Below are 25,106 nucleotides of genomic sequence, written 5' to 3'. Positions count from 1 at the left end.
ACGCGCGAGCCGACTCCTTCAGCCCCTCAGTCGTCGCACCGCACCGGTCACAGCACACGCTGCGACAGCGCCGACGAAAAAAGCTGCGCCCCTTCGCTGCGCAGCAAGGTCACGAGGCGCCGCGCCGCCGGCGACAGGTAGCCCTCCTTGCGGTACGTGACGCCCAGGTGGCGGCGCAGCGTGGTCTCCTTGAGCGGCACTTCGCGCAGCGTGCCTTCGCGCCCGGCCGCGCCGAGCGTGTGGCGCGACAGGAAGCTCAGCAGGTCGGAGCGCGAGATGAGGCGCGGCAGCAGTGGGATCGAGTTCGCGTTGACCTGCACTGCGGGCAGCGGCAGCCCGCGCGACTGGAAGGCCGCGTCGAGCCACTGGCGGCTGGGAATGGGGTCGGCGGGCAGCACCCAGCGCCATTGCAGGAGCGACTTCATCGTGATCTTCGGCAGCTCGAACACGGGGTGCTGCGGGCTGGCGGCGACCACCACCACATCCTCGACGATGGAATGCGTGACGAAGGCCGGATCGTGCTCGGGCATGAGGCCGATCAAGAGGTCGATGGCGCCTTCGCGCAGCCGCTCGCGCAGCGCCATGCTGGGCGCGACGGTGATGTCGATGCGGGTGTCGCCGGCCTCGGCCAGCAGCAGATTGCACACCTCGGGCAGCACATGGTCGGCCGCAATGGGCCCGCTGCCGATGCGCACATGGCCCGCGTTGCCCTTGGCGAAATCGCTCACTTCGCGCAGCGCCTCCTCGGTGGCGCCGCGCAGCAGCCGGGCACGCGCCAGCAGCACCTCGCCCACCGCCGTGAGCTGGATGCCCCGGCCCTTGCGCTCGAACAGCGCGCTGCCGAAGGCCTCCTCGAGCCGCTGCACCGCCTTGGTCAGCGCGGGCTGCGTGCGCCCGAGCTTGTCGGCGGCCTGGCCCAGGTGGCCGGTGTCGGCGACCACCTCGAAATATTTCAGGTCGCGCAACTGGATGTCCATTCATAGCTCCGAGGAATCGTTGAATGAACATTATCGATTGGACGGAATGAATGGTGATTTCCACAATCCAGCTCATACCGACCCTCGAACGACCCTCTCTCTCTCCATGAACCCCACTGTCCTGGTCACTGCGCCACGGCTTGCCAAGGCCGGCGCCGACCTGCTCGCCGAAGCCGGCGCCCGCGTCATCTACCTTGCGAACGCAGACAGCGTCGAAGAAGTCGAGCAGTTGATGGCGAGCGAACCCATCGACGCCGTCATCTCGCGCACCGTGCAACTGTCGGCCCGCGCCATCGCCGCGTGTCCGACGCTGAAAGTGATTTCAAAGCATGGCGTGGGCGTGAGCAACATCGACGTCGAGGCGGCCACCGCGCGCGGCATTCCGGTCTACGTCACGCCCGGCGCCAACGCGCAGTCGGTCGCAGAGATGACGCTCGGCCTGATGCTCGCCGCCGCACGCCGCATCGGCTGGATGGACCGCGAGCTGCACGATGGCCGCTGGTCGCGCGCACAAGATGGCGTGGAACTGCACGGCAAGACGCTGGGCCTCGTTGGCTTCGGCCAGATCGGCCAGCGCGTGGCCCGGGTCGGCCTCGCGCTCGGCATGCAGGTGGCCGCGTTCGACCCGGCCCTCGGCGAAGGCCCGAGCCCAGTGGCCGGCGTGCGCCTGCTGCCTTCGTTCGATGCGCTGCTGCCGCTGAGCGATGTGCTCAGCCTGCACGTGCCGCTCAACCGCCACACGCGCCAGATGCTCGGCGCCGCGCAGCTTGCGGCGCTGCCGCGCGGCGCGATCGTCGTCAACACGGCGCGCGGCGAGGTGATCGACGAGCCCGCGCTCATCGCGGCGCTGCAATGCGGCCAGCTGTACGCGGCCGGCCTCGACACCATGGCCGACGAACCCCTGCCCGCCGGCAGCCCGCTGGCCGCCCTGCCCAACGTGGTGCTCACGCCGCATGTCGGCGGCTCCACGCCCGCGGCGCTCGCGGGCATGGCCAGCGGCGCCGCACGCAACGTGCTGGGCTGGCTGCAAGGCTGTCCGGTCGATCCTTCGGCTTGCGTGAACCCGCAGGTCCTGTCTTCCCCCCTTCTGCACGGAATCACCGCATGACCGCCCCGCTCTCCTGGCCGCCCGGCTACCGCATCAACCCGCGCGCGTCCGGCCCAGACGCCGCCCTCGTCGACGCTTTCCGCACGCTGCCCGTGGCCGCCATCGGCGATGCGATGAGCCGCAATGTCGGCACCGTCGGGCTGCGCCAGTACCACGCGCGGCTCGACACCGTGCTGTGCGGCCCCGCCGTCACCGTGCGCGTGCGGCCCGGCGACAACTTGATGATCCACAAGGCGCTGATGATGGTCGCGCCGGGCGACGTGCTCGTGATCGACGGCGGCGGCGACGTCACGCAGGCGCTGGTCGGCGGCCTGATGCGCACCACCTGCATCGCGCGCCAGCTGGCGGGCCTCGTCATCGACGGCGCGGTGCGCGACCTGTGCGAATGGGCCGAAGACGGCATGCCGATCTTCGCGCGAGGCCACACGCACCGCGGGCCGAGCAAGGACGGCCCCGGTGAGGTGAACGTGCCCGTCTCGTGCGCGGGCCTGGTCGTGATGCCGGGCGACCTCGTGGTGGGCGACGCCGACGGCGTCATCGCGGTGCCGGCCGCCGAAGCGGCCGACGTGCTCGAGAAGACGCGGGCCCACCTGGCGCGCGAAGCAAAGATCCGCGAGACCAACCGCACCGGCACCGCCGACCCCGAGCGCTTCGACGCCGTGCTGCGCGCCAAGGGCCTGCCGGTCTGAACGGCAGCCACGAGATCACAAGAACCCCCAGGAGACAAGACATGAACCGAAGAGACTTTCTGCAGACCACCGCCTTCGCATCCATCGCCCAAGCGGCGGGCATGGCCTACGCGCAAGGCGATTGGCCGCAACGCCCCGTGAAGCTGGTGGTGCCCTTCACGCCCGGCGGTGGCACCGACGCGACCTCGCGCCTGATTGCCGAACGCCTCACCTCGCTCGAGCGCTGGACCGTCGTCGTCGACAACAAGCCCGGCGCGGCCGGCAACATCGGCCTCGACGCCGTGGCCAAGGCCACGCCCGACGGCTACACGATCGGCATGGGGCAAACGTCGAACCTCACGATCAACCCCTGGCTCTATTCGAAGATGCCCTTCGAGGCGCTGAAAGACTTTTCGCCCATCGCCGAAGTGGCCTCGCAACCCGTCGTGCTCGCCGTGCGCGCGGACTCGCCGCTGCGCACGCTGGCCGACTTCATCAAAGCCGCGAAGGCGAAGCCGGGCGAGTTCAGCATCGCGCAGGCCGGCAACGGCACCGTGGGGCACCTGGCCGGCGAAATGCTGGCGCGCCGCGCGGGCATCAAGGTCATGCAGGTGCCCTACAAGGGCGCAGGCCCGGCCATGAACGACCTGATCAGCGGGCAGATCGCGCTGTACTTCGGCAGCAGCGTTTCGGTGATGTCGCAGCTGTCGAACGGCCGCGCCCGCGCGCTGGCCGTCACCTCGGCCAAGCGCCTGCCCGCGCTGCCGAACGTGCCCACCGTGGCCGAACAGGGTTTCGCGGGCTTCGAGGCCACGACCTGGGTCGGCCTCGTCGGACCGGCAGGGCTGCCCGCCGACGTGGTCAACCGCATCAACGCTGCGGTCGTAAAGACGGTGGCACGCAAGGACGTGCAGGACAAGCTCGCGCAGGAAGGCAGCGTGCCCGCCAGCGGCACGCCGCAGCAGTTCGACGCCTACATCCGCGCCGAGCACGCCAAGTGGGGCGCGCTGATCCGCGAAGCCGGCATCAAGCTGGACTGAGCCGCATGGACCGGATCGACTGCGTCGTGATCGGCGCCGGCGTGGTGGGCCTGGCCATCGCACGATCGCTCGCCATGGCCGGGCGCGAGGTGGTGATCCTCGAGGCCGAGCACGCCATCGGCACGCATACCAGCGCGCGCAATTCGGAGGTGATCCATGCGGGCATCTCGTATACGCCCGGCTCGCTCAAGGGCCGGCTGTGCGTGGCGGGCAAGGCCGCGCTGTACGCCTACTGCGCCGAACGCGGCATCGGCCACCAGCGCATCGGCAAGCTCATCGTGGCGGTGCAGGACTCGGAGCTGCCCGAGCTCGACAAATACGTCGCGCTCGGCGCGGCCCACGGCGTGACCGACCTGCGCATCCTCGACGCTGCCGAGGCACGCGACATGGAGCCCGAGGTGGCCTGCGTCGGCGCCCTGCACTCGCCCTCGACGGGCATCGTCGACAGCCACGCGCTGATGCTGTCGTACCTGGGCGACGCGGAACGTGCGGGTGCCTCGCTTGCTTTGCAGAGCCGCGTGCAGGCCATGCGGCCTACAGCGGACGGCCTTGTGGTCGAGGTGGGCGGCGCGGAAACAACGAGCGTGCTGTGCAACACGGTAGTGAACGCAGCAGGTCTCGGCGCCCAGCAGGTGGCATCGCGGATCGACGGCATGCCGCCCGGTTTGATCCCGCCGCTGTACTACGCGATCGGCCACTACTTCTCGCTGGCGCGCAAATCGCCCTTCCGCCATCTCGTGTACCCGACCGGGCGTGAAGGCGCCTTGCGCGCCCACGTGACGCTCGACCTCGGTGGGCAATGCAAGTTCGGGCCGGACCTGAGCTGGCGCGACGGCATCGACTACAGCTTCGACGCCTCGCGCGAAGCGGCCTTCTACCAGTCGGTGCGCCGCTACTACCCTGCCCTGCAGGACGGTGAGTTGCAGCCGGGTTACACCGGCATCCGCCCACGCCTGGCCGGCCCCGGTTCTTCAATGCACAACACGGCGACGGATTTCGTGATCCAGACGCCGCAGGATCACGGCATCGCGGGGCTGGTGAATCTGTTCGGCGTCGAGTCGCCGGGGCTGACGGCGTCGCTCGCGTTGGGCGAGCATGTTGCGGGCCTCGTGGCGAAGATGCATCCGTAAAAAGAAACGGGCCCGAGGGCCCGTTCCTTCTGAAGACGTCTCCATTCAATCAGGAACACGCATAGCTTGCGGCCTGCCTCGGATTGCCGCTTTGGAAGGTCGCCTTCTGCGGATACGGGCAGATCGGCTGGCTGATGGGCGTCGGGCTTCCCGCAAGCGAGTTCAGCACGATGCGGTCAGGCACGATGCCCTTTTCGACCCAGTCCGTCATCAGGCCGTACATCTGTCCGGGCGTGAGCGCAGGTGGGGTCGCCGCTTCATTGGACGTCGCATTCACCGAGCCATGTCCATTGCCGGGCAGCAGGTAGAAGCGATAAAAGTCCTGGACATTCGCCGCGCCGCCCATCTGGTTCAACACCCGCTGGTAGTAGTTCACGGAGCCCATGGAGAAGATCAGCTCGTCGTTGACACCGTGGTAATGGAGCAGCTTGCCACCACGCTTCTTGAACGCTGTCAGGTCCGGGTTGTCCGTGTTGATGTCCGCGAACTGCGGCTGCAGCGCCACGCCCCGATCGAAGGCGTTGGAGAGCTGCGCGTACGACAAGGACTTCCAGCCGTTCACACCGTTGCTCGTGGCGTTCCTGAAGTTGGGCCCCGCGAGCCTGGCGTCCTGCAGTTCCAATGCGACCTGGTCGGTGCCGACGGTGAATGCGGCGTTCGGGTTCGCCAGGCCGAAGGGAATGCCCGTCACCTTGGTGAACGACGCCTGATAAAGCGATGTGCCGCGCGGCAGTCCGTACCACTTCTGCGTGCCGCCCAACGTGACGTTCCAGCCGTTGTCGACGGCCGGGTCCGGCACGCTGCCATCGGCCGTCATGCCGTACCAGATCTTGTTGATGGCCTGCGCCTGGTCCCCGTTGACGCAGGACGGCGAGTGGCTGGTGCCCACCACCCCGGCGCTGCCTGCCGCACCCGAGCAAAGCACGGTGGCGTCCTTCGTCGGGTCGTACCTGCATTGCGAGTCGTCGAGGATGTAGCCCAGGTGCTGCCCACCCACCACGTCGCAGGCATTGATGGCTGCGTTGGACACCAGGTCCTGCTGCTCGTAGGTCGGGATCGCGATGCCCTTGTCCACGAGGTCGCGCTGCCAGACGATCTGCGGATAGAGTTCCGCGGTGGTGAACTTCGTCCAGTTGAGCGCGGGCACCGCGGCAATGATGCCGTCGAAGTCGTCCGGATTGGCCTGGGCGGCCTTGATGGCCTGGCGCCCGCCGGTGGAGGCTCCGTCGAAATAAGAGTATTTCGGCGCGGAGCCGTAGTAGGCCGTCGCGAGTGCCTTGGCCTTCACGGCCATTTCATGCACGCTGCGCTCCGAGAAGTCTTTCCACAGCGCCGTGTTGATGGTGCCGTCCGGGTTCATCGCCCACGAGCCGCTGCCCGTCGGGTCGGTATGGCCCATGTTCTCGGACGCCGTGACAGCGCCTTCGGTGCCGGCAATGGCCGACGCCCTGCGCACGTCGTTCGCGGCAGCCGTGGCGCTCAGCTCCGAGGTCGAGCCTTCGACCGACCCGCCGAAGCCGCCATTGCCGGTGGCATGAAAGCGGCCATTCCAGTTCGCCTTGGCAGGCAGCCAGACTTCGATGCCGATGCCTGGCGATGTCGATGGCGCCTCGGCGGGGCCTGCGTTGCCTGGCCCGACATTGAGCTTGACCAGGCACAGATCATTGGCCGCGGTGCTGGTCGCTGCAGTGGCGGTTCCGCTCAACAGCAGCGGCTCGCCTTTCTTGAACGACTTCACCAGCAGCACAGTGGTCTGGCTGTCCGGTTTGAAGTGGGTCTGGATGGAGTCGTCGCATGCGAGCTGCGGCGCCGGCCCGGGTGGCGCGGGAGGTGCGTTCGCAGCCGCGATGGCGGCAGCAATCGCCGCGGCTTGTGCCGCGTCGTTGCCGCCTCCGCCTCCGCCTCCGCCTCCGCATGCGGCGATCAGGCCAATGCAGGCGACGCTCACCATCAGGCGTCGGCAGCGCACGTGCGCGGGGTTCGTTGTAGTGGGGGTCATCGAAGGTCTCCTGTCGTTGTGGTGGGGCGCAGGCGCCGGTTCATCGGCATGCGTAGCTCGCGGCCACGAGCGGATCGCCACTCGCGAAGGTGATCTTCTTGGGATAGGCGCACAGCGGAAGGCTCTTGGCCACCGGCGACGACGGCAAGGTCTGCGCAGCGAGCACGTCGGGCGCCACGCCCTTCTCGACCCAGGCCTGCAGCGCCGCATAGAGCTGGCGGCGGTCCGGCACCGGTGGATGCGCATCAGGGTTCGTCGTCCCGTTGAAGTACCGGGTCGTGAAGTCGTTGCAGAAGAAGGTGCCGTTCAGGCAGATGAAGCCGTGCCCCATCGCAGGAACCAGGTACAGGCGATAGAAGTCCTGGGCCGAGGCCAGGCCTCCCATCCGGGCGACGACGCGCTCGAAGTAGTCGATGGAGCCCTGCGGCATGATCGCGCCGTCCGCCATGCCGTGGTAGTGAAGGATCTTGCCGCCGCGCGCCTTGAATGCCGACAGGTCCGGGTTGTCGGCGTCGACGTGGTCGAACGCGCCCTGCAGCGCGGTGCCGCGGTCGAAGGCATTCGACAGTTGCGCGTACGACAGGCTCTTCCACTTCGAAGCGCCGTTGCCCGACGCGTTGAGGAACGTGGGCCCGGCCAGCGTGGGGTCTTGCAGGTTCAGCGCGACGACATCGACCGCGATCGTGAACGGCCCGGTGGGTGATGCAATGGTGCTCAGGCTGGTTCCGCGCGGCGTGCCATACCAGCGTCGATTCCCCGACAGCCCGGTGTCCCACCCGTTGTCCACGGCCGGATCCGGAACGCTTCCGTCCGACGTCATGCCGTACCAGATCTTGTTCAGCGCCGTGGCTTGCGCAAGATTGACGCAATCCGGCGTGGTGTTCTTGCCTGCGACGCCGCTGTTGCCTGCAATCCCCTGGCACAGGACGTTGGCATCCTTGGTCGGGTCGTAGCGGCACTGCGCGTCATCGAGGATGAAGCCCAGGTGCTGGCCGCCGACCAGATCGCATGCGTTGATCGCGGCGTTGGAAGCGAGGTTCTGCTGGCCTGTGGTGAGCGGCACGCCTCCGAGGTCGCGCTGGAACACGATCTGCGGATACAGGTCGGCCGTGATGAAGCGGGTCCAGTTGTTGGCAGGAAACGCCACCAGGATGCCGTCGAAGTCCGCGGGGTTGACCTGTGGTGAGCCCAGCGCCTGGCGGCCTCCCATCGAGCCGCCATCGAAGTACGCGTACAGCGGGGCCGCGCCGTAGTACGCCTTGGCCAGGGCCTTGCTCTTCACGGCCATTTCATGAACGCTGCGCGTCGAGAAATCGCGCCACTGCACCGTGTTGATCGTCCCGTCGGGGTTCATCGCGAACGAGCCGCCATGCGCGGTGTCTGCATGGCCCGTGTCCGTGGTGACGCTGACTGCGCCCTCCGACGCCGCGACTGCCGCGGCGCTGCCTCCCGCATTCAACTGGTTCTGCAGCTTCGTGGTCGATCCTTCGTTCCCGCCGCCCCAGCCACCGCTGCCGAGGGCGTGCACGCGCTGGTTCCAGTTGGCAGGCGTCGGCAGCCAGATCTCCAGGCCAATGCCGGCGGAGGTCGAAGGCGCTTCCGCCGGGCCGGGATTGCCCGGCCCCACGTTGAGCTTCACGAGACAGAGGTCATTTCCGGCCGTCGGCGTGTCGGCGGTCACCGCCTCCGCCAACGCCAGCGGGTCTCCCTTCTTGAATGCCTTGACCAACAGTACGGTTGTCTGGTCGTCGGGCTTGAAGCCGGTCTTGATCGTGTCGTCGCAAGCGAGCACCGTGGGGCCGGAGGGCTGCGTGGGTGGCGTGGGCGTTGCGATCGGCGCCGCCACGAAGGCCGGCCCGTTGCTGCTACCGCCGCAGCCCGCCAGCACCGCCGCAAGGGCCATGGCGGCCCCCATCTGCCAGGCCATTCGCCTGGGGCGCCGCACATCCGATCGTGGGGATTGAAAGGTCGATTTCACCGCTGTCTCCTGTCGCACTTTTATGTGAAGTAAATTGCATCAAATCAAATCCGCGGCACGCTGTCCGTGTTGCCGCCGAGCGACGATAGGAGATGGGGCTGGGCATTTCTATCGAAAACCCGCCGCTTTTTTCTAGAAACGGGTGGCAAGGGCAAAGGATTACCCTATCCGGCGCCCTTATACACATGCACTAAGCTGCACTTTTCAAGCGATGCGAAGCGCCGTTTCGCAGCTGGAATCCGTACTCAAGAAGCGATGCCATGGCCGGCTTTTCTGTGGAAAGTGGAACGTTCCCCCCGCTGGCGAACGCGGATCCGGGGTGGTGCGGCCTGCCCATCACGCTGGAGCGCTTGCCCGCAGACGCCGAAGTCATCGGGGCGGTCTGCATCGAGCCGTCGCTGGCGGTGGTTCGCGCCGGCAGCGGCAAGCGATGGTTCACGACCGCCGGGCGCTCGCGCGAGTTGCGCTCCGCACCCGCCATGGTCGAGCTGTACGAAGTTGGCTGCCGCATCGATCAGGCCCGGTGGGCCGGCACGCCAGGGGAAGTCATTGCCGTGCAGTTGCCCGCCGCGCGATTGAACGGCCTGCTGCACGGCGATGTGCCGCCGATCCAACTCCAGACACGCTACGAGCTCTTCGATCCGACGGTGTCAAACCTCGTCAATGCGCTGTGGAACGAGGCTGTCGACGCCTCACCGGTCGGGCGGCGCTATGTCGAGGGGTTGACGCTCGCGCTGGTCGGGCTGCTCAGCGAGCGCTACAGCGCGACCCCGCCGAAGCAAGCGGCACGCACCGGCAAGTTCGGCGCGCGCGACACCGAGCGGCTGCGCGCGGTCATCACGGAACAGCTGTCGGACGATCTCCCCATCAGCCGGCTTGCCGCGTCGCTGTCGATGAGCCCGTACCTCTTCGCAAAGATGTTCAAAGCGACCTTCGGGCGGCCGCCCCACGCCTTCATCCTCGAACAACGCATCGAAGCGGCCACGCGCGTGTTGCGCGCACAGCGGGACCGGCCGCTGGCGGAAATTGCCAATGCATTCGGCTTCAGCAGCCAGGCGCATTTCACCGAGGCGTTTCGCCGCCGGACCGGCACGACACCGGCGCGCTGGCGCAAGGATGCCTAGGCGAAGGACAGCGATCCGCGACCGCACAAAAAAAACGGGCCCGAGGGCCCGTTCGTTCTTGTCAGCCCCCGAAGGGACTGTGGTCGCCCAATTACAGGCCAGCCTGGCGCGTGAACGACACGCTGGGCTTCTTGTAAGCAGCCGGCACTTCGTCGCGGTAGAACGCGCGGCGGTCGAGGCTGGCGAGCGGGTCGTGGGCCTTGGCGACGGCTTCAGCGCGGATCGTCGAGCGGTCGGCGGTCGAGGTGAAGGTCTGTGCGCCGGCGGTGGCGCCGTCGCTGTACTCGTTGCCGGCACGGGCGGCGGCCACGGCTTGCGACGCGACTTCCGAACGCGAGAGCGTCGAGTTCACGGTGTGCACGCCGTCATAGGTTTCGGCGTGGGCACCGGCAACAGCCAGGAGCGAGAGCGCAACGGCGGCGAGGGTCTTCGAGGCATTCATTTCAATCTCCTTCAGGTGGTGTGTCGATGGGATGAAGTTTGAGCCTGAAGCGCCCCAAAAAACGACAGCAAAAGGAATCGCGGCGTTCACGGGATTGAAACAATCGCGCGCCGCTCGCGCATGCGATGCGGCGGCCGGAACCCTCTCCTCCAGAGGGAACGCACGAAAAAGTTCTCGCTGCCGGCATTCCTTGCATGCGCACAGCGCATGCAAGGAATGCTCGCCGAACCCTCAGTGCGAGATCATCCAGGGCCGCCGCGACGGGGCCGATTTCGCACCGTTCGGCGCGGTCTGCGTGGCACTGCGCCGCGACGATCCCGAGCAGCAACCGCAGCCCGAGGGGTGCCGCAGCCGCGCATAGTCGCGCGAGCTCGCGGGCTCGTGGCGCGCGCGTTCGTTGGTGGCCATCGCGTGGCGCGTGTCGGCGGCCATCAGTGCCAGACGCGGCGCGGCCGTGAACACGCGCGGCGAGGCGCTGCCGCAATCGGGGCAGGCGGCGGGCTCGTCGCGCTGGCCCGAAGGCCGCAGCGATTCGAAGCCGCCGCACTGCCCGCAGGCGTAGTCGTAGGTCGGCATGGCTTCAACGCAGGTCGTGCGACAGCGGCATGTCGATGCTGCCGTCGATGAACTTCACCGGGCCCGAGGCGTTCGGGTTGATGTCGAAGTCGAAGATGCCCGTGGGCAGCCACAGCGTGGCGCACGAATTGGGCACGTCGACCACGCCGCTGATGTGGCCCTGCACCGGCGCCGTGCCCAGGATCGAATAGGCCTGCGCGCCCGAGTAGCCGAACTTCTTCAGGTACTCGATGGCGTTCAGGCAGGCCTGGCGGTAGGCCACGTTCACGTCGAGGTAGTGCTGCTTGCCGCTCTCGTCGACCGAGATGCCTTCGAAGATCAGGTAGTCGTTGTACTGCGGCGTGATGGGGCTGGGCTTGAAGATCGGGTTCTTGATGCCGTACTTGGCCATGCCGCCCTTGATGAGCGTGACCTTCATGTGCACCCAGCCGGCCATCTCGATGGCGCCGCAGAAGGTGATCTCGCCGTCACCCTGGCTGAAGTGCAGGTCGCCCACGCTCAGGCCTGCGCCGTCGACGTACACGGGGAAGAACACCTTGGAGCCGCGCGACAAATCCTTGATGTCGCAGTTGCCGCCGTGCTCGCGCGGAGGCACGGTGCGCGCACCTTCAGCCGCGGCCTTGGCGCGCGCTTCACCGGTCATCTTGCCCATGTGCGCGGTGCCGGCGAACGGCGGGTTCGCGAGGCCGGGCACGCGGTCCGGGTCGGTGGCGATGAGCTTGCCTTCGCGCTCGTTCCACATGTCGAGCATGGGCTTGTCGGGCAGGCAGCCGATGAGGCCCGGATGGATCAGCCCCGCGAAGTTCACGCCCGGGATGTGGCGCGAGCTCGTGAACATGCCCTTGAAGTCCCATATCGATTTCTGCGCCTCGGGGAAATGGTCGGTGAGGAAGCCACCGCCGTTCTTCTTGGAGAAGAAGCCGTTGAAGCCCCACAGGCTGTCCTGCTTGGCGCCGATGTCGAGCAGGTCGACCACCAGCAGGTCGCCGGGCTCGGCACCCTTCACGCCCACGGGACCCGAGAGGTAGTGCACCGTGCTCAGGTCGATGTCGCGCACGTCGTCGGCGCTGTCGTTGTTCTTGATGAAGCCGCCGGTCCAGTCGAAAGTCTCGAGGATGAAGTCGTCGCCCGGGTTGACCCAGCAGGCCATCGGAATGTCCGGGTGCCAGCGGTTGTGGATGTTCTCGTTCTCGGTGGGCGGCTTGGTCAGGTCGACCTTGATCAGCGTGTCCGTCATGTGCAGTGGCTCCTGGGGTTGTGGTTAGACAGAGAGATAGGCTTTGATGTGTTCCACATCGGTCTTGTCGCGCGCGGTCTCATGCACGAGGCGGCCGCCTTCGATGACGAACAACCGGTCGGCCACGTCCATCGCGAAACTCAGCACCTGCTCGGACACGACGATGGTGATGCCGCGCAGCTTGCGGATCTCGTTGAGCGCCTTGGCGATGTCCTTGATGATCGAAGGCTGGATGCCCTCGGTGGGCTCGTCGAGCAGCAGCACCTTGGGGTCGGTGACGAGCGCGCGCGCAATGGCGAGCTGCTGCTGCTGGCCGCCCGAGAGGTTGCCGCCCTTGCGGCTCTTCATGTCCCACAGCACGGGGAAGAGCGCGTAGATTTCCTCGGGGATGCGGCGGGTCTTCGAGTTCTCCAGGCCGGTCTGGATGTTCTCTTCCACGGTCAGCGTCGGGAAGATCATGCGGCCCTGCGGCACGTAGGCGATGCCCTTGGCCACGCGGCGAAAGCTCTCGTCGCGCGACACGTCCTGCCCCGCGACCTCGATGCGCCCGCTCTTGATCGGCAGCACACCCATGAGGCTCTTGAACAGCGTGGTCTTTCCCATGCCGTTGCGGCCCATGATGGCGATGGTTTCGTTGGCATGGCCCACGAACGAGATGCCGTGCAGCGCCTCGCTCTGGCCGTAGGCGGTGTGCAGGTCGTCGACCTTCAGCATGATGTTGCTCATGGTTCAGTGCCCCAGGTAGACGTCGATGACCTTCGGGTCGGCCTGCACCTTCTCCATCGGCCCTTCGGCGAGGATCTTTCCCTGGTGCATCACGGTGACCTTGTGCGCGATCTGCTTGACGAAGGCCATGTCGTGCTCGATGACGATCACGGCGCGGTTGCGGCAGATGCGCTGCAGCAGGTCGGCCGTGAGTTCGCGTTCGCGCGCGCTCATGCCGGCAATGGGCTCGTCGAGCATCAGCAGCTCGGGCTCCTGCATCAGCAGCATGCCGATCTCCAGCCACTGCTTCTGGCCGTGGCTCAAGAGGCCCGCTTCGGTGCCGAGCTTGTCGGCCAGGCCGATCTCCGTGGCGATGGCCTGCACCTTGCCCTTGACTTCGTCGTCGCACTGGAAGGCCAGCGCGCCGAACACCGAGCGCCCTTTCGGGAACGACACCTCCAGGTTCTGGAACACGCTGAGGTTCTCGTAGATCGACGGCGTCTGGAACTTGCGCCCGATGCCCAGCCGCACGCGCTTGTGCTCGGCCATCTTGGTGAGCTCGGTGTTCTTGAACTTGATGCTGCCGGCGCTGGCGCGCGTCTTGCCGCAGATCAGGTCCAGCAGCGTGGTCTTGCCGGCGCCGTTGGGGCCGATGATCACGCGCAGTTCGTTGCGGTCGATGTACAGCGTCAGGTCGTCGATGGCCTTGAAGCCGTCGAAGGAGACGCTGAGGTCTTCCACGGCGAGGGCGAAGTCGGTGTTGCTCATGGGATGGGACTCCGGGTTCGGTCAAGCGCGCTGGCGGCCGATGCCTTCGGGCAGCGCGGGCTCGGCCTGCGGCGCGGCGACGGGTGAAGGGGCCGACACGGCGGCCGGCGGCGGCTTCGTCGCGGCGTCGCGCAGGGCCTGGCGGCGCGAGGCCCACCACGGCTTGATCGTGTCTTCCCACAGGCCCGCCAGGCCCATCGGGAAGGCCATGGTCACGCCGATGAAGAGCGCGGCCATCAGGAACAGCCACAGGTCGGGAAAGCTCTCGGAGAACAGCGTCTTGCCCGCGTTCACCAACAGCGCGCCGTACACCGCGCCCACCAGGCTCATGCGGCCACCGACGGCGCAGAAGATCACCATCTCGATCGAGGGCACGATGCCCACGAAGCTCGGCGACATGAAGCCCACCTGCAGCGCGAACATCGCGCCGCCGATGCCCGAGAGCCCGGCCGCCAGGCAGAAGGTGAAGACCTTGAAGTTCGACACGTCGTAGCCCGAGAAGCGCACGCGGTCTTCCTTGTCGCGCATGGCCAGCAGCAGCGTGCCCAGCTTGCTCGTCTGCACCCAGCGGCACAGCACGATGCTGGCCGCCAGCAGGCCCACGCAGACGTAGTACAGGATGTACTTGGCGCTGTCGGTGCGGGTGTCCCAGCCCAGCAGCGTCTTCAGGTCGGTCATGCCGTTCACGCCGCCCGTGTAGCCCTGCTGGCCGATGATGAGCACGGTGCAGATCAGCGCCACCGCCTGCGTGATGATCGCGAAGTACACGCCGCCCACGCGGCGCTTGAACATCGCGAAGCTGATGAGCCAGGCCAGTGCCATCGGCGCCAGCACCACCAGCGCCAGGCTCAGCGGCAGGCTCTTGAACGGCAGCCACAGCGCGGGCAGCTCGGTGATCTGGTTCCAGTCCATGAAGTCCGGAATGCCGGGCGTCGACTGGATCTTGGTCGTGATCGGGTCGGAGGCTTCGAGCTTGAGGAACATCGCCATCGCATAGCCGCCGATGCCGAAGAACACGCCCTGCCCCAGACTCAGCACGCCGCCGTAGCCCCACACCATGACGAGGCCCACGGCCACGAAGGCGTAGCTGAGGTACTTGCCCACGAGGTTCAGGCGAAAGATGTCGAGCGAGAGCGGCAGCACGACCGCCAGCAGCAGCACCAGGAGCAGCAGGCTGCCGAGCTGGTAGCGCAGGATCGAGGCCTTGATGAAATTCATCGGAACGTTCTCCAAAACAGGAATCGGGTTCAGCGGCGGACCTTGACTGCGAAAAGTCCCTGCGGTCGCATCATGAGAATCAGCACGATCAGCGACAGCGTCAGCACCTTGGCCATCGAGCCGGTCATGAAGAACTCCGAGATCGACTGGGTCTGTGCGATGCCGAAGGCCGAGACCACGGTGCCCAGCAGGCTGGCCGCGCCGCCGAAGGTGACGACCAGGAAAGCGTCGACGATGTACAGCGAGCCCGAGGTCGGCCCGGTCGAGCCGATGGTGGTGAAGGCCGCGCCCGCCACGCCGGCAATGCCGCAGCCGATGGCGAAGGTGAGGCGGTCGGTCTTCTTGGTGTCGATGCCGGTGGCGTTGGCCATGGTGCGGTTGGCCACGGTGGCGCGCACCCGCAGGCCCCAGCGGCTCTTGTGCAAGGCGATGAGCACGCCGCCCGTGACCAGCGCGGTGAGCGCCAGCACGAACAGGCCGTTGATCGGGATGTCCAGGCCTTCATGCGGCGTCCACGAGCCCATGAGCCACTCGGGCAGCGTGGGGCTCACTTCCTTCGGGCCGATGAAGGTGCGGAAGATCTGCTGCAGGCCCAGGCTCACGCCCCAGGTGGCGAGCAGCGTGTCGAGCGGCCGCTTGTACAGGTGGCGAATCAGCGCCCACTCCACGAGCCAGCCCGCGATGAAGGCGAACACGAAGGCCAGCCCGATCGCGATCGGAAAGTAGTACGGCATGAGCGAGGGCGCCATGCGTTCGGTCACCTGCGCGGCCAGGAAGATCGAGTAGGCGCCGATGGTCATGAACTCGCCATGCGCCATGTTGATCACGCCCATCTGCCCGAAGATGATCGCGAGCCCGAGGCCCATGAGCAGCAGCACCGCGAAGAGGCTCAGCCCCGCGAAGCCCTGCATCAGGCCGATGTTCATCATGTCCGAGAGGCTCATTGCGCAATATCCGGTAAGGGTCAGGGAACAAGTCGTGAGACACCGCGGAACCGGCTTTGCCGGGCCGCAGGTGTCGCCCCCTTGAGGGGGAGGCGGCTACACGAAGTGAGCCGCTTCGGGGGAGTTACTGATACCCCTTGGGGAACGGATCGGGCTTGATGAGCTCGCCCGATTCCGCAACGACCTTGAAGCTGCCGTCGAGCTGCCCCTGCCCAATGCGCGCCTTGCTCCACAGATGGTGGTTGGCGTCCAGCTTCACGTAGCCTTCCGGCGCCGTCTTCAGCTCGATGCCCGGCGACGCCGCCACCACCTTGTCGATGTCGAAGCTGCCCGCCTTCTCCACCGCGGCCTTCCACAGCCACGGGCCGAGGTAGCCCGCCTGCGTCACGTCGCCGATCACCGCGTCCTTGCCGTACTTGGCCTTGAAGGCGGCCACGAACTTCTTGTTGTTCTCGTTGTCCAGCGTCTGGAAGTACTTCATCGACGAGTAGAAGCCCGCGAAGTTCTCGCCGCCCACGCCGGTCATTTCGTCTTCGGTCACGGCCAGCGTCAGCAGGAACTGCTTGTCGCCGGTGATGCCCGCGGCCTTGAGCTGCTTGTAGAAGGCCACGTTCGAGCCGCCCACCACGGCCGCGAAGATGCAGTCGGGCTTGGCGACCTTGATCTTGTTGATCAGCGAGTTGAAGTTGGTGTGGCCCAGCGGGTAGTACTCCTCGCCCTTGACCGAACCCTTCTGGAAGTTCTCGATGTGCTTGCGCGCGATCTTCATCGAGGTGCGCGGCCAGATGTAGTCGGAGCCGACGAGGAAGAAGGTCTTGGCCTTCTTCTCCTTCGCGCCCCAGTCCAGCCCCCAGATGATCTGCTGCGTGGCCTCCTGCCCCGTGTAGATCACGTTCTTGCTCTGCTCCAGGCCTTCGTAGAAGGTTGGGTAGTACAGCAGGCCGTTCTCTTTTTCGAACACCGGCAGCACGGCCTTGCGCGAGGCGCTGGTCCAGCAGCCGAACACGGCCGCGACCTTGTCGTTGACCAGCAGCTTCTTCGACTTCTCGGCGAAGGTGGGCCAGTCGGAGGCACCGTCTTCCTTGATGACCTTGATCTTGCGACCCAGGATGCCGCCCATCGCGTTGATCTGGTCGATGGCGAGTTGCTCGGCCTGGATGGAACCGGTCTCCGAGATGGCCATGGTGCCGGTGGACGAATGCAGCTGGCCCACCGTGACCTCGGTGTCGGTCACCGCGAGCTTGGTGGTGTTGACCTTGGCCGTGGGGAACTGACCCTGGCCGAAGCTCAGGCCGCTCAGGCCCATCACGGGCAGCGCGGCGGCGCCCTGCAGCAGGCGGCGGCGGCGCAGTGCCATGGCATCGAGGGAAGAAGGATCGGAATCACGCGACATCAGGAACTCCAGGCAGGTTGAAAGAAGAGTGAGCCGCGCACCATCGCAGTGCATCGGACGGTGCTGCGAGCACCATGGCTGGTACTTTAGAAATCACTTGCGTACTCGCGAATACGTCATTCAACGTAGCGATGCGCCCCTGCCCGGGCCGCAGACTCGCGAGCAGACAAGGCACGAGACAGCAGGGAGCGCTTCTTGCTGTACCTGCCGCATGCCACCGTTGCCGCCGCCGCGAGAACCCGCCATGACATCCGTCTCCGGACAGAAGATCTTTCGCATCCGCCGCGACTACAACGCCTGGGTCGCGAACGAAACGCTGGAGGACTACGCGCTGCGCTACACGCCGCGCAGCTTTCGCAAGTGGTCGGAGTTCCGCGTGGCCAATGCGGCCTTCGGCGCCACCTCGTTCCTGGCGCTGGAGGCCATCGGCGGCGCGATCGCGCTGAGCTACGGTTTCTCGAACGCGCTGTGGGCGATCCTGGTGGTGGGGCTCATCACCTTTCTCACGGGCCTGCCGATCTCGTACTACGCGGCGCGGCACGGCGTGGACATGGACCTGCTCACGCGCGGCGCGGGCTTCGGCTACCTGGGCTCCACCCTCACCTCGCTGATCTACGCGAGCTTCACTTTCATCTTCTTCGCGCTCGAGGCGGCCATCCTCGCGCTGGCGCTGCAGATGTACCTCGATTGGCCGCTGTGGCTGCTGTACCTGGTGTCGTCCATCGTGATCATTCCGCTGGTGGCGCGCGGCATAACGCTCATCTCGGGGCTGCAGCTGTGGACGCAGCCGATCTGGATCGTGCTGTTCGTCTGCCCCTTCATCGCGGTGATGGTGAAGAAGCCCGAGCTGTACGCCGACTTCACCGGCCTCGTGGGCCGCACCTCGGACAGCAGCGGCTTCGATCCGCTGATGTTCGGCGCTGCCGCCACCGTGGCCTTCTCGCTCGTGGTGCAGATCGGCGAGCAGGTCGACTACCTGCGCTTTTTGCCCGAGAAGACCGCCGCCAACCGTGGCCGTTGGTGGACGGCAGTGCTGGTCGCGGGGCCGGGCTGGATCGTGCCGGGCATGCTGAAGATGATGGGCGGCGCGTTCCTCGCCTTCCTGGCGCTGCAGCACGAGATACCGGCCAACCACGCGATCGAGCCCACGCAGATGTACCTCACGGGCTTCTCGTACGTGCTGCGCGACCCGGCGTGGGTGCTCGGCATCACGGTGCTGTTCGTAGTGGTGTCGCAGATGAAGATCAACCTGACCAACGCCTACGCAGGCTCGCTGGCGTGGTCGAACTTCTTCGCGCGCCTCACGCACAGCCACCCGGGGCGCGTGGTGTGGCTGGTGTTCAACGTGGCCATCGCGATCCTGCTGATGGCGCTGGGCGTGTTCGCCGCGCTGGAGCACGTGCTGGGCTTCTACAGCAACATCGCCATCGCCTGGGTCGGCGCGCTGGTGGCCGACCTGGTCATCAACAAGCCGCTGGGCTGGAGCCCGAAGACCATCGAGTTCAAGCGCGCGCACCTGTACGACATCAACCCCGTGGGCCTGGTCGCGATGCTGGTGGCGGCGGCGCTGGCGATGCTGGCCTACTCGGGCGCACTGGGCCAGTGGGCGCGGGCCTTCTCGCCCTTCATCGCGCTGGCCACCGCCATGGCCGTGTCGCCGCTGCTGGCATGGCAGACGCGCGGGCGCTACTACCTGGCGCGCACCGACATCGACCGCTGGACGCCGGGCCAGAGCGTGAAATGCTCGGTGTGCGACAACAGCTTCGAGTCGGAAGACATGGCGCACTGCCCGGCCTACAGCGCGCCGATCTGCTCGCTGTGCTGCACGCTCGAATCGCGCTGCCACGACCGCTGCAAGACCGACTCGCGCGCGGCCGAGCAGATGAGCGGCTGGCTGCAGGCGCTGCTGCCGCCCGCGCTGTCGGCGCGGCTGAACTTCCGCGTCGCGCACTACCTGCTGGTCGCCACCTCGCTCATCGCGTTGCTGGCCACGGTGGTGGGCGTGGTCTACGCGCAGGAGGCCATCGCGGGCACCATCGATTCGGCGATGGCGACAGCCTTCCTCAAGGTGTTCGCGCTGCTCTCGGTGATCGCCGCCGTCGCCGCGTGGTGGGTGGTGCTGGGCAGCGAGAGCCGGCAGATGGCGCAGGAAGAGTCGAACCGCCACAACAACCTGCTTGCGCTCGAGATCGAAGCGCACCGCCGCACCGACGCCGCGCTGCAGACCGCCAAGGAAGCCGCCGAAGCCGCGAACCAGGCCAAGACCCGCTACGTGGCCGGCATGACGCACGAGCTGCGCACGCCGCTCAACAGCATCCTGGGCTACTCGCAGATCCTGCTCAAGGGCGGCGACGCGGCCCTGCCGCCGCGCGAGGCGGTGCAGACCATCCACCGCAGCGGCGAGCACATGCTGGGCCTCATCGACGGGCTGCTCGACCTGGCGCGCATCGAGGCCGGCCGCCTGCAGCTGGAGCCCTCGCCGCTGGCGCTGCCGGCCTTTCTCGACCAGGTGGTGCAAATGGTGCGGCCGCAGGCCGAGGCCAAAGGCCTGGCGTTCGTCTACACGCATGCGGGCCAACTGCCGCCGTGGGTGCATGCCGACGTGAAGTGGCTGCGCCAGATTCTCATCAACCTGCTGACCAACGCCGTGCGCTTCACCGACAGCGGCACCGTCACGCTGCACGTCGACGCGCGGCGCGAGGTGCTGCGCTTCGACGTGGTCGACACCGGCATCGGCGTGGCGCCGCAGGACCGCCAGCGCATCTTCCTGCCCTTCGAGCGCGGCGCCGCAGGCCGCCGGCGCGGCGAGCCGGGCACGGGACTGGGCCTGACCATCACTGGGCTGCTCACCTCGCTCATGGGCGGCGAGCTCAAACTGGCGTCGACTTCTTCAGCGGGCAGCACCTTCAGCGTGCGCGTGTACCTGCGTGAGGTGACTGACCCCGGCCCGCAGGCGGGCTCGCGCGAGCCGGTGTCGGGCTACCTGGGCGAGCGCCGCACGCTGCTGGTGGTGGACGACCAGCCGGTGCAGCGCCAGATGCTGGCCGGCATGCTCGCGCCGCTGGGCTTCACGGTGCGCGAGGCGGCCAGCGGCACCGAGTGCCTGGACAGCCTGCGCGAAGAGCTGCCCTCGGCCATCCTGCTCGACCTGACGATGGACGACATGGACGGCTGGCAGACCGCGCGCTCGGTGCGGGCCTCGGGCTTCGCCGAGCTGCCGATCATCATCGTCTCGGCCAACATGTTCGAGAACCAGGCCGACCGGCTGCGCGCCGCGGGCTGCCAGGCCTTCGTGGGCAAGCCGGTGATCGAGTCGGAACTCATCGCCACGCTGGAGCGGCACCTGGGCCTCGAATGGCTGGCGATCGGCGACGCCCTGCCGCCGCCCGCCGACCCCGACCTGGCGCCGCCGCGCCCGCCCCTGCTCGCGCTCGGCGAAGACGACCGCGCCGACCTCATGCGCCTGGTGCAGATGGGCCATGTGCGCGGCCTGCACACCGCGCTCGACCGGCTGGCCGCCGCCTCGCCCGCCGCGGCGGCCACCTGCACCTGGCTGCGCGGCATGGTCGCGCGCTTCGAACTCGACAACCTCCGCAACGCACTGGCAGAAGATGCAGACACTCCCCTCGCCCGGTCATGAATCCGAACGCCCCGTCGTGCTGGTGGTGGACGACGCCCCCAGCAGCCTGGGCATGCTGTGCGACACGCTCGAGGCCAGCGGCTACACCGTGCTGGTGGCGGCCGACGGCGAGGCCGCGCTGCAGCGGCTCGAGCTGGTGGTGCCCGACGCGATATTGCTCGACGGCCTGATGCCCGGCCTCTCGGGCTTCGAGACCTGCCGGCGCATCAAGGCCAACGCGGCGCTGGCGCACATTCCGGTGCTGTTCATGACGGGCCTGTCGGAAACCGCGCACGTGGTCGAGGGCTTCGAGTGCGGCGGCGTCGACTACGTGGTGAAGCCGATCCGCGCGCAGGAGGTGCTGGCGCGGCTGCACACCCACACGCGCAACGCCCGCATCACGCGCATGGCGCGCGACGCGGTCGACGTGGCGGGCATGGGCGTGGTGTTCGTCGACACGCGCGGGCGCATCGCCTGGCGCTCGCCGCAGGCCGCGCTGTGGCTGCACGCGCTCGAAGACCCGGTGGCGCCGGGGCGCCTGCCCGCGTCGGTGGAGCCTGCGCTGGCGCCGGGTGCGTCGATCGCCATCGGCACCGCCACGGGCATGCGCCTGTCGGTGCGCAACCTGGGCGCGGCGGCGCTCGGCGAGACCATGCTGCTGTTCGCCATCCAGCGCGAAGGCCCGGCCGCACGCCTGGCCGATGCGGCCCTCACGCCGCGCGAGACCGAGGTGTTGTCCTGGCTCGCCAAGGGCAAGACCAACCGCGACATCGGCGAGATCCTGGGCACCAGCCCGCGCACGGTGAACAAGCACCTGGAGCACATCTTCGAGAAGCTGGGGGTGGAGACCCGCGCGGCGGCTGCGGCACTGGCGAGCGGCATGTAAAGCCCCACGGGGTAACCGCCCCCGCGGCGCTGGGCTATCGCCCCCCAAAGGCGCCGGTTGCGCTCAGAATGCGAAAGCCACAGGAGAGAGAGATGCTTTCAAGCCTGCTGACCTTCCCGCCCCGCGAAAGCGCCTACCGGCGCAAGTTCCTGAACAACACGGACGAGAACCTCTTCATGGGGTCGTTCGAGAGCTTCGAGGCGGCCGAGGCCGGCGCACCGCCCAGCAAGGCGGTCGGCTATGCCAATGCCGACGCGGGCGAGCTCTACAGCCCGCAGATCTATTTCTACGACTATCCCGGCCTCTTCTGGCTGGGCCGCTCCATCGATGCAGGCCTGACGCGCGTGTTCGACCTGGGCGGGCACGTCGGCATCAAGTACTACGCCTTCCGGCGCGTGCTGAGCTACCCCGACACCCTGCGCTGGACCGTGTGCGACGTGCCCGGCGTGGTCGAGAGCGGCCGCGCGATGGCCGTCAAGCGCGAGGCGACCGCGCAGCTCGGCTTCACCACCGACTACCGCGACGCGAGCGGCTGCGACGTGCTGTACGTGTCGGGCAGCCTGCAGTACCTGCCGATGCGCATGGACGCGATTCTTTCCGCGCTCGCCGTGAAGCCCCGGCGCATCGTCATGAACACCACGGCCGTGCACCCCGAGCGCACGATCTACACGCTCAACAGCATCGGCGTGGCCGTGTGCGCCTACCGCATCCAGCACCACGACGAACTGCTGGCCGACCTGGCACGCTCCGGCTACCGCAAGCGCGACGTGTGGCGCAACGAGGGCAAGCCGATCGAGGTGCCCTTCGTCGATGGCGGGGACAAGCCTTACTACGCGGGCTGCTGCTTCGACCTGATCGCCTGATTCGACCTCGTCGCCTTGCGGGTGCCGCCCTATCGCACCTCGTAGTCTTCCATCGGCTTGTCGCTGGGGTTGGCCCAGGCGGCCCTGGTCAGGGCACTGGCCGGCAGCCCCACCTTCGCGCCGTGCGGCGCAATGGGTTGCATGAACCACTTGTCGTAGAGCCGCGCGGCCTCCCCGCTCCTTGCCAACGCCAGGACGCTTTGATCGACCAGCTTCTTGAACGCGGCATCGCCCTTGGGAATCATGATCGCGATCGGCTCGACGCTGAGCACCTGGTCGAGCAAGCGGTACTGCGCGGGCTCCTTGCTCCTGGAAATCAAGGTGGCAAGGATCTGCCCGTCGGCGACGAAGCCCTCTGCGCGGCCCGATTCGAGCAGCAGGAACCCTTCGCTGTTGTCCTTGGCGTACACCTGCGCGATCTCCGGGGCGTTGTCGCGCTTGAGTTTTCTCAGCAGCTGGACGGAGGTGCTCCCCGTCGTGACGGCCACCGCCTTGCCGGCGAGCTGAGCCGCAGAAGCAACGCCGGATGTCGTCTTGACCGCGATGCGAACCCCTTCGACATAGAGCGTCGGGGCGAACGCGACGTCTTTCTGGCGCGCCGCATTGTTGGTCGTGGTGCCGCACTCGATCTCGACCGTTCCGTTCTGCACGAGCGGCATGCGGTTCTGCGGCGTGACGAGCTGGTACTTCACGTGGATCTTGCCGATCTGCAACGCCTTCCCGATGTCGGCAATGACACGTTCGCAGACCTCGACGTGAAAGCCCGTGTAGCTGCCGGGCCCCAGGGTGAAGGACATGGCGCCCGAGGCGTCGCGCACGCCCATGGTGATGGCGCCGGACTCCCTGATCTTCTTCAGCACGTCGGTTTGGGCGGATGCACGCCCGGCGCTCAGCAGGAGCGCCGCGGCCGTTGCGGCCGCCAGAAGGCAGTGGGTTGTTTTCACGTCGGCGCTTTCAGACGGCGAACAGCGAATCCAGGTCCGCAAAGGACTTCAGCTCGATGGCGTTGCCCGACGGGTCGAGAAAGAACATCGTCGCCTGTTCGCCGGGCTCGCCCTTGAACCGGATGTAGGGCTCGATCACGAATTTCGTCTGGCGTGCGATGAGCTTGTCGGCCATTGCCTGCCACAGGTCCATCGGCAGCACGGCGCCGAAGTGGCGCACGGGCACGTCATGGCCGTCCACGGCGCTGTGCGTCTTGTGGCCGCATTCGTCGGGCGCCAGGTGCGCCACGATCTGGTGGCCGTGGAAGTTGAAGTCGACCCACTCGGTCGAACTGCGGCCTTCGGGACATTCGAGCAACTCGCCGTAGAAGGCGCGCGCCTCGGCGATGTCGCGCACGGGAAAGGCCAGGTGGAACGGGATGCGTGCAGTGGGGGTGCTCATGGGGTTCATCGATCAAGGAGTTCAGGGTGAGCAAACTCTAAGCAGCGAGCCACATAACCGAAAACGATATATTTCATCGCTGAGCACCACCCATTTCGATGAATCCCGAATGATCACCGAGCTTCGAACCTTCATCGCCGTGTGTCGCCACGGCACATTCGCCGCGGCGGGAGAGCGCATCGGCCTCACGCAATCGGCCGTCAGCAGCCAGATCAAGCGGCTCGAGGAATCCCTGGGGTTCCAGCTCTTCGATCGCACAGGCCGCTCTGCCACCTTGAATGCGGCGGGCGAGACCACGCTGGGCCGGGCGGAAGAAATCTGCGGCCTCTACGCCAAGCTCGGCGAGCTGCCCGACGACGCCGCAAACGCCGGGCTGCTGCGCATCGGCGCCATTGCGTCCGCGCAGCCGACACTGGTGGCGCGCGCGCTCGAGAAACTGCGCGCCGGCTTCCCCCTGCTGCGCGTGCACATCTCGCCCGGCGTGTCGATGCGGCTGATGGACGACCTGGACGCCGGCAGCATCGATGCGGCCGTGATCATCCGGCCGCCTTTCGGCATTCTTCCCGAGCTGACCTGGCAGACCCTGGTGCGCGAGCCCTATGTGCTCATTGCCCCCGCGAGCGTGCCGGGCAGGAACTGGCGCACCCTGCTGCAGGAACAGCCGTTCCTGCGCTACGACCGCGCATCGTTCGGCGGGCGCATGGTCGAACGATTCCTCCAGCGCGAAGGCCTTGTGGTCAGCGACGCCATCGAGGTCGACGAAATCTCCGGGCTCATCCACCTGGCCTCCAAGGGCCTGGGCGTTGCGCTCGTGCCGTGGGTCGAGGCCCACTTGCCGCTGCCGCCGGGCGTGCGCATGCTGTCCCTCGGCGAGGCCACGTTCCATCGCGAGATCGGCCTCCTGCAGCGCAAGCCACGCGCCAGCCCGCCCCTCGTCGCGCAATTTGCGCAGTGTCTGCGGGACGCGGCCGAACCCGCGAAGGCGGGGCGAAAGAAAGCCTTGACGACCTCCAAAAAGATATTAGAGTGATATCACTTTCAACAG

Annotated in this window: 22 protein-coding genes; 9 read left to right on the top strand and 13 right to left on the bottom strand. The window is 67.2% G+C overall.

Annotated features, from left to right (window positions below):
* Positions 1–47: 47 nt before the first annotated feature.
* Positions 48–977, bottom strand: a complete 930-nt coding sequence (locus AC1RGU_RS07790) for a LysR family transcriptional regulator (protein WP_492695819.1) — start codon at positions 975–977, stop codon at positions 48–50.
* A 106-nt stretch (positions 978–1,083) separates the two neighbouring features.
* Here AC1RGU_RS07790 and AC1RGU_RS07785 point away from each other — a divergent pair, with 106 nt between their 5' ends.
* From AC1RGU_RS07785 to AC1RGU_RS07770, 4 genes are read left to right on the top strand one after another with little or no spacing between them, the layout of a single operon-like run.
* The gene (locus AC1RGU_RS07785; RefSeq protein WP_062478330.1) at positions 1,084–2,085 is read left to right on the top strand and encodes a hydroxyacid dehydrogenase; all 1,002 of its coding nucleotides are present in this window, start codon (positions 1,084–1,086) and stop codon (positions 2,083–2,085) included.
* A complete protein-coding gene (locus tag AC1RGU_RS07780) occupies positions 2,082–2,774 on the top strand; it encodes an RraA family protein (protein ID WP_062478327.1) in 693 nt (230 codons plus the stop codon). Before AC1RGU_RS07785 ends, AC1RGU_RS07780 begins: the two co-directional genes overlap by 4 nt.
* A 41-nt stretch (positions 2,775–2,815) precedes the next feature.
* Positions 2,816–3,793, top strand: coding sequence for a Bug family tripartite tricarboxylate transporter substrate binding protein (locus AC1RGU_RS07775; protein WP_159272123.1), 978 nt, complete (start codon positions 2,816–2,818; stop codon positions 3,791–3,793).
* A 5-nt stretch (positions 3,794–3,798) separates the two neighbouring features.
* Positions 3,799–4,923, top strand: a complete 1,125-nt coding sequence (locus AC1RGU_RS07770; RefSeq protein ID WP_492695816.1) for an NAD(P)/FAD-dependent oxidoreductase — start codon at positions 3,799–3,801, stop codon at positions 4,921–4,923.
* A gap of 49 nt (positions 4,924–4,972) precedes the next feature.
* Here the strand turns inward: AC1RGU_RS07770 and AC1RGU_RS07765 are convergent, their stop codons facing one another.
* Together AC1RGU_RS07765 and AC1RGU_RS07760 are read right to left on the bottom strand one after the other, a co-directional pair.
* Positions 4,973–6,922, bottom strand: a complete 1,950-nt coding sequence (locus AC1RGU_RS07765) for a tannase/feruloyl esterase family alpha/beta hydrolase (protein ID WP_492695814.1) — start codon at positions 6,920–6,922, stop codon at positions 4,973–4,975.
* A gap of 40 nt (positions 6,923–6,962) precedes the next feature.
* Entirely contained in the window at positions 6,963–8,849 is a 1,887-nt protein-coding gene (locus tag AC1RGU_RS07760; protein WP_492695812.1) for a tannase/feruloyl esterase family alpha/beta hydrolase, read from the bottom strand.
* A gap of 311 nt (positions 8,850–9,160) precedes the next feature.
* On the opposite strand from AC1RGU_RS07760, the gene AC1RGU_RS07755 reads away from it, so the two are divergent.
* Positions 9,161–10,024, top strand: coding sequence for a helix-turn-helix domain-containing protein (locus AC1RGU_RS07755; RefSeq protein WP_492685450.1), 864 nt, complete (start codon positions 9,161–9,163; stop codon positions 10,022–10,024).
* A 91-nt stretch (positions 10,025–10,115) separates the two neighbouring features.
* Here the strand turns inward: AC1RGU_RS07755 and AC1RGU_RS07750 are convergent, their stop codons facing one another.
* The 8 genes from AC1RGU_RS07750 to urtA all read right to left on the bottom strand — a co-directional run bounded on the left by AC1RGU_RS07750 (position 10,116) and on the right by urtA (position 17,307).
* Complete coding sequence (locus tag AC1RGU_RS07750) at positions 10,116–10,466, bottom strand: hypothetical protein (protein WP_056582144.1); 351 nt, start codon at positions 10,464–10,466, stop codon at positions 10,116–10,118.
* A gap of 231 nt (positions 10,467–10,697) precedes the next feature.
* Positions 10,698–11,042: a zinc ribbon domain-containing protein gene (locus AC1RGU_RS07745; protein ID WP_095947570.1), complete on the bottom strand. Its 345-nt coding sequence runs from the start codon at positions 11,040–11,042 to the stop codon at positions 10,698–10,700.
* Between the two features lie 4 nt (positions 11,043–11,046).
* A complete protein-coding gene (gene fmdA / locus AC1RGU_RS07740; RefSeq protein WP_307693859.1) occupies positions 11,047–12,279 on the bottom strand; it encodes a formamidase in 1,233 nt (410 codons plus the stop codon).
* Positions 12,280–12,303: 24 nt separating this feature from the next.
* Positions 12,304–12,993, bottom strand: a complete 690-nt coding sequence (gene urtE / locus AC1RGU_RS07735) for an urea ABC transporter ATP-binding subunit UrtE (RefSeq protein WP_062478384.1) — start codon at positions 12,991–12,993, stop codon at positions 12,304–12,306.
* Between the two features lie 15 nt (positions 12,994–13,008).
* Positions 13,009–13,752 (bottom strand): urea ABC transporter ATP-binding protein UrtD, encoded by a 744-nt coding sequence (gene urtD / locus AC1RGU_RS07730; protein ID WP_095744996.1) that lies wholly within the window; start codon positions 13,750–13,752, stop codon positions 13,009–13,011.
* Positions 13,753–13,773: 21 nt separating this feature from the next.
* Entirely contained in the window at positions 13,774–14,970 is a 1,197-nt protein-coding gene (gene urtC / locus AC1RGU_RS07725) for an urea ABC transporter permease subunit UrtC (RefSeq protein ID WP_492695809.1), read from the bottom strand.
* Positions 14,971–14,999: 29 nt separating this feature from the next.
* Complete coding sequence (urtB, locus tag AC1RGU_RS07720) at positions 15,000–15,914, bottom strand: urea ABC transporter permease subunit UrtB (protein ID WP_139701702.1); 915 nt, start codon at positions 15,912–15,914, stop codon at positions 15,000–15,002.
* 124 nt (positions 15,915–16,038) lie between these two features.
* Positions 16,039–17,307 carry an urea ABC transporter substrate-binding protein gene (gene urtA / locus AC1RGU_RS07715; RefSeq protein WP_062478305.1) on the bottom strand — a complete coding sequence of 423 codons (1,269 nt, stop codon included), beginning with the start codon at positions 17,305–17,307 and terminating at the stop codon, positions 16,039–16,041.
* 244 nt (positions 17,308–17,551) lie between these two features.
* Here urtA and AC1RGU_RS07710 point away from each other — a divergent pair, with 244 nt between their 5' ends.
* The 3 genes from AC1RGU_RS07710 (at position 17,552) to AC1RGU_RS07700 (ending at position 22,675) form a co-directional block, all read left to right on the top strand.
* Positions 17,552–20,947, top strand: a complete 3,396-nt coding sequence (locus AC1RGU_RS07710) for a hybrid sensor histidine kinase/response regulator (protein WP_492695807.1) — start codon at positions 17,552–17,554, stop codon at positions 20,945–20,947.
* Complete coding sequence (locus AC1RGU_RS07705) at positions 20,919–21,812, top strand: response regulator transcription factor (RefSeq protein ID WP_062474629.1); 894 nt, start codon at positions 20,919–20,921, stop codon at positions 21,810–21,812. Before AC1RGU_RS07710 ends, AC1RGU_RS07705 begins: the two co-directional genes overlap by 29 nt.
* 92 nt (positions 21,813–21,904) lie before the next feature.
* Complete coding sequence (locus AC1RGU_RS07700) at positions 21,905–22,675, top strand: TIGR04325 family methyltransferase (protein WP_492695804.1); 771 nt, start codon at positions 21,905–21,907, stop codon at positions 22,673–22,675.
* 29 nt (positions 22,676–22,704) lie between these two features.
* Here AC1RGU_RS07700 and AC1RGU_RS07695 read toward each other — a convergent pair whose 3' ends face one another.
* Together AC1RGU_RS07695 and AC1RGU_RS07690 are read right to left on the bottom strand one after the other, a co-directional pair.
* Positions 22,705–23,619: an amino acid ABC transporter substrate-binding protein gene (locus AC1RGU_RS07695; protein ID WP_492695802.1), complete on the bottom strand. Its 915-nt coding sequence runs from the start codon at positions 23,617–23,619 to the stop codon at positions 22,705–22,707.
* A 10-nt stretch (positions 23,620–23,629) separates the two neighbouring features.
* Positions 23,630–24,061: a VOC family protein gene (locus tag AC1RGU_RS07690; RefSeq protein WP_062474623.1), complete on the bottom strand. Its 432-nt coding sequence runs from the start codon at positions 24,059–24,061 to the stop codon at positions 23,630–23,632.
* Between the two features lie 109 nt (positions 24,062–24,170).
* On the opposite strand from AC1RGU_RS07690, the gene AC1RGU_RS07685 reads away from it, so the two are divergent.
* A complete protein-coding gene (locus tag AC1RGU_RS07685) occupies positions 24,171–25,091 on the top strand; it encodes a LysR family transcriptional regulator (RefSeq protein WP_492695800.1) in 921 nt (306 codons plus the stop codon).
* Positions 25,092–25,106 lie beyond the last annotated feature (15 nt).

It is taken from the genome of Variovorax sp. GW823-FHT02B07, from assembly GCF_058797695.1.
Note: the sequence above shows the minus strand (reverse complement) of the source record. Positions and strands in the feature narration are given on the sequence as shown.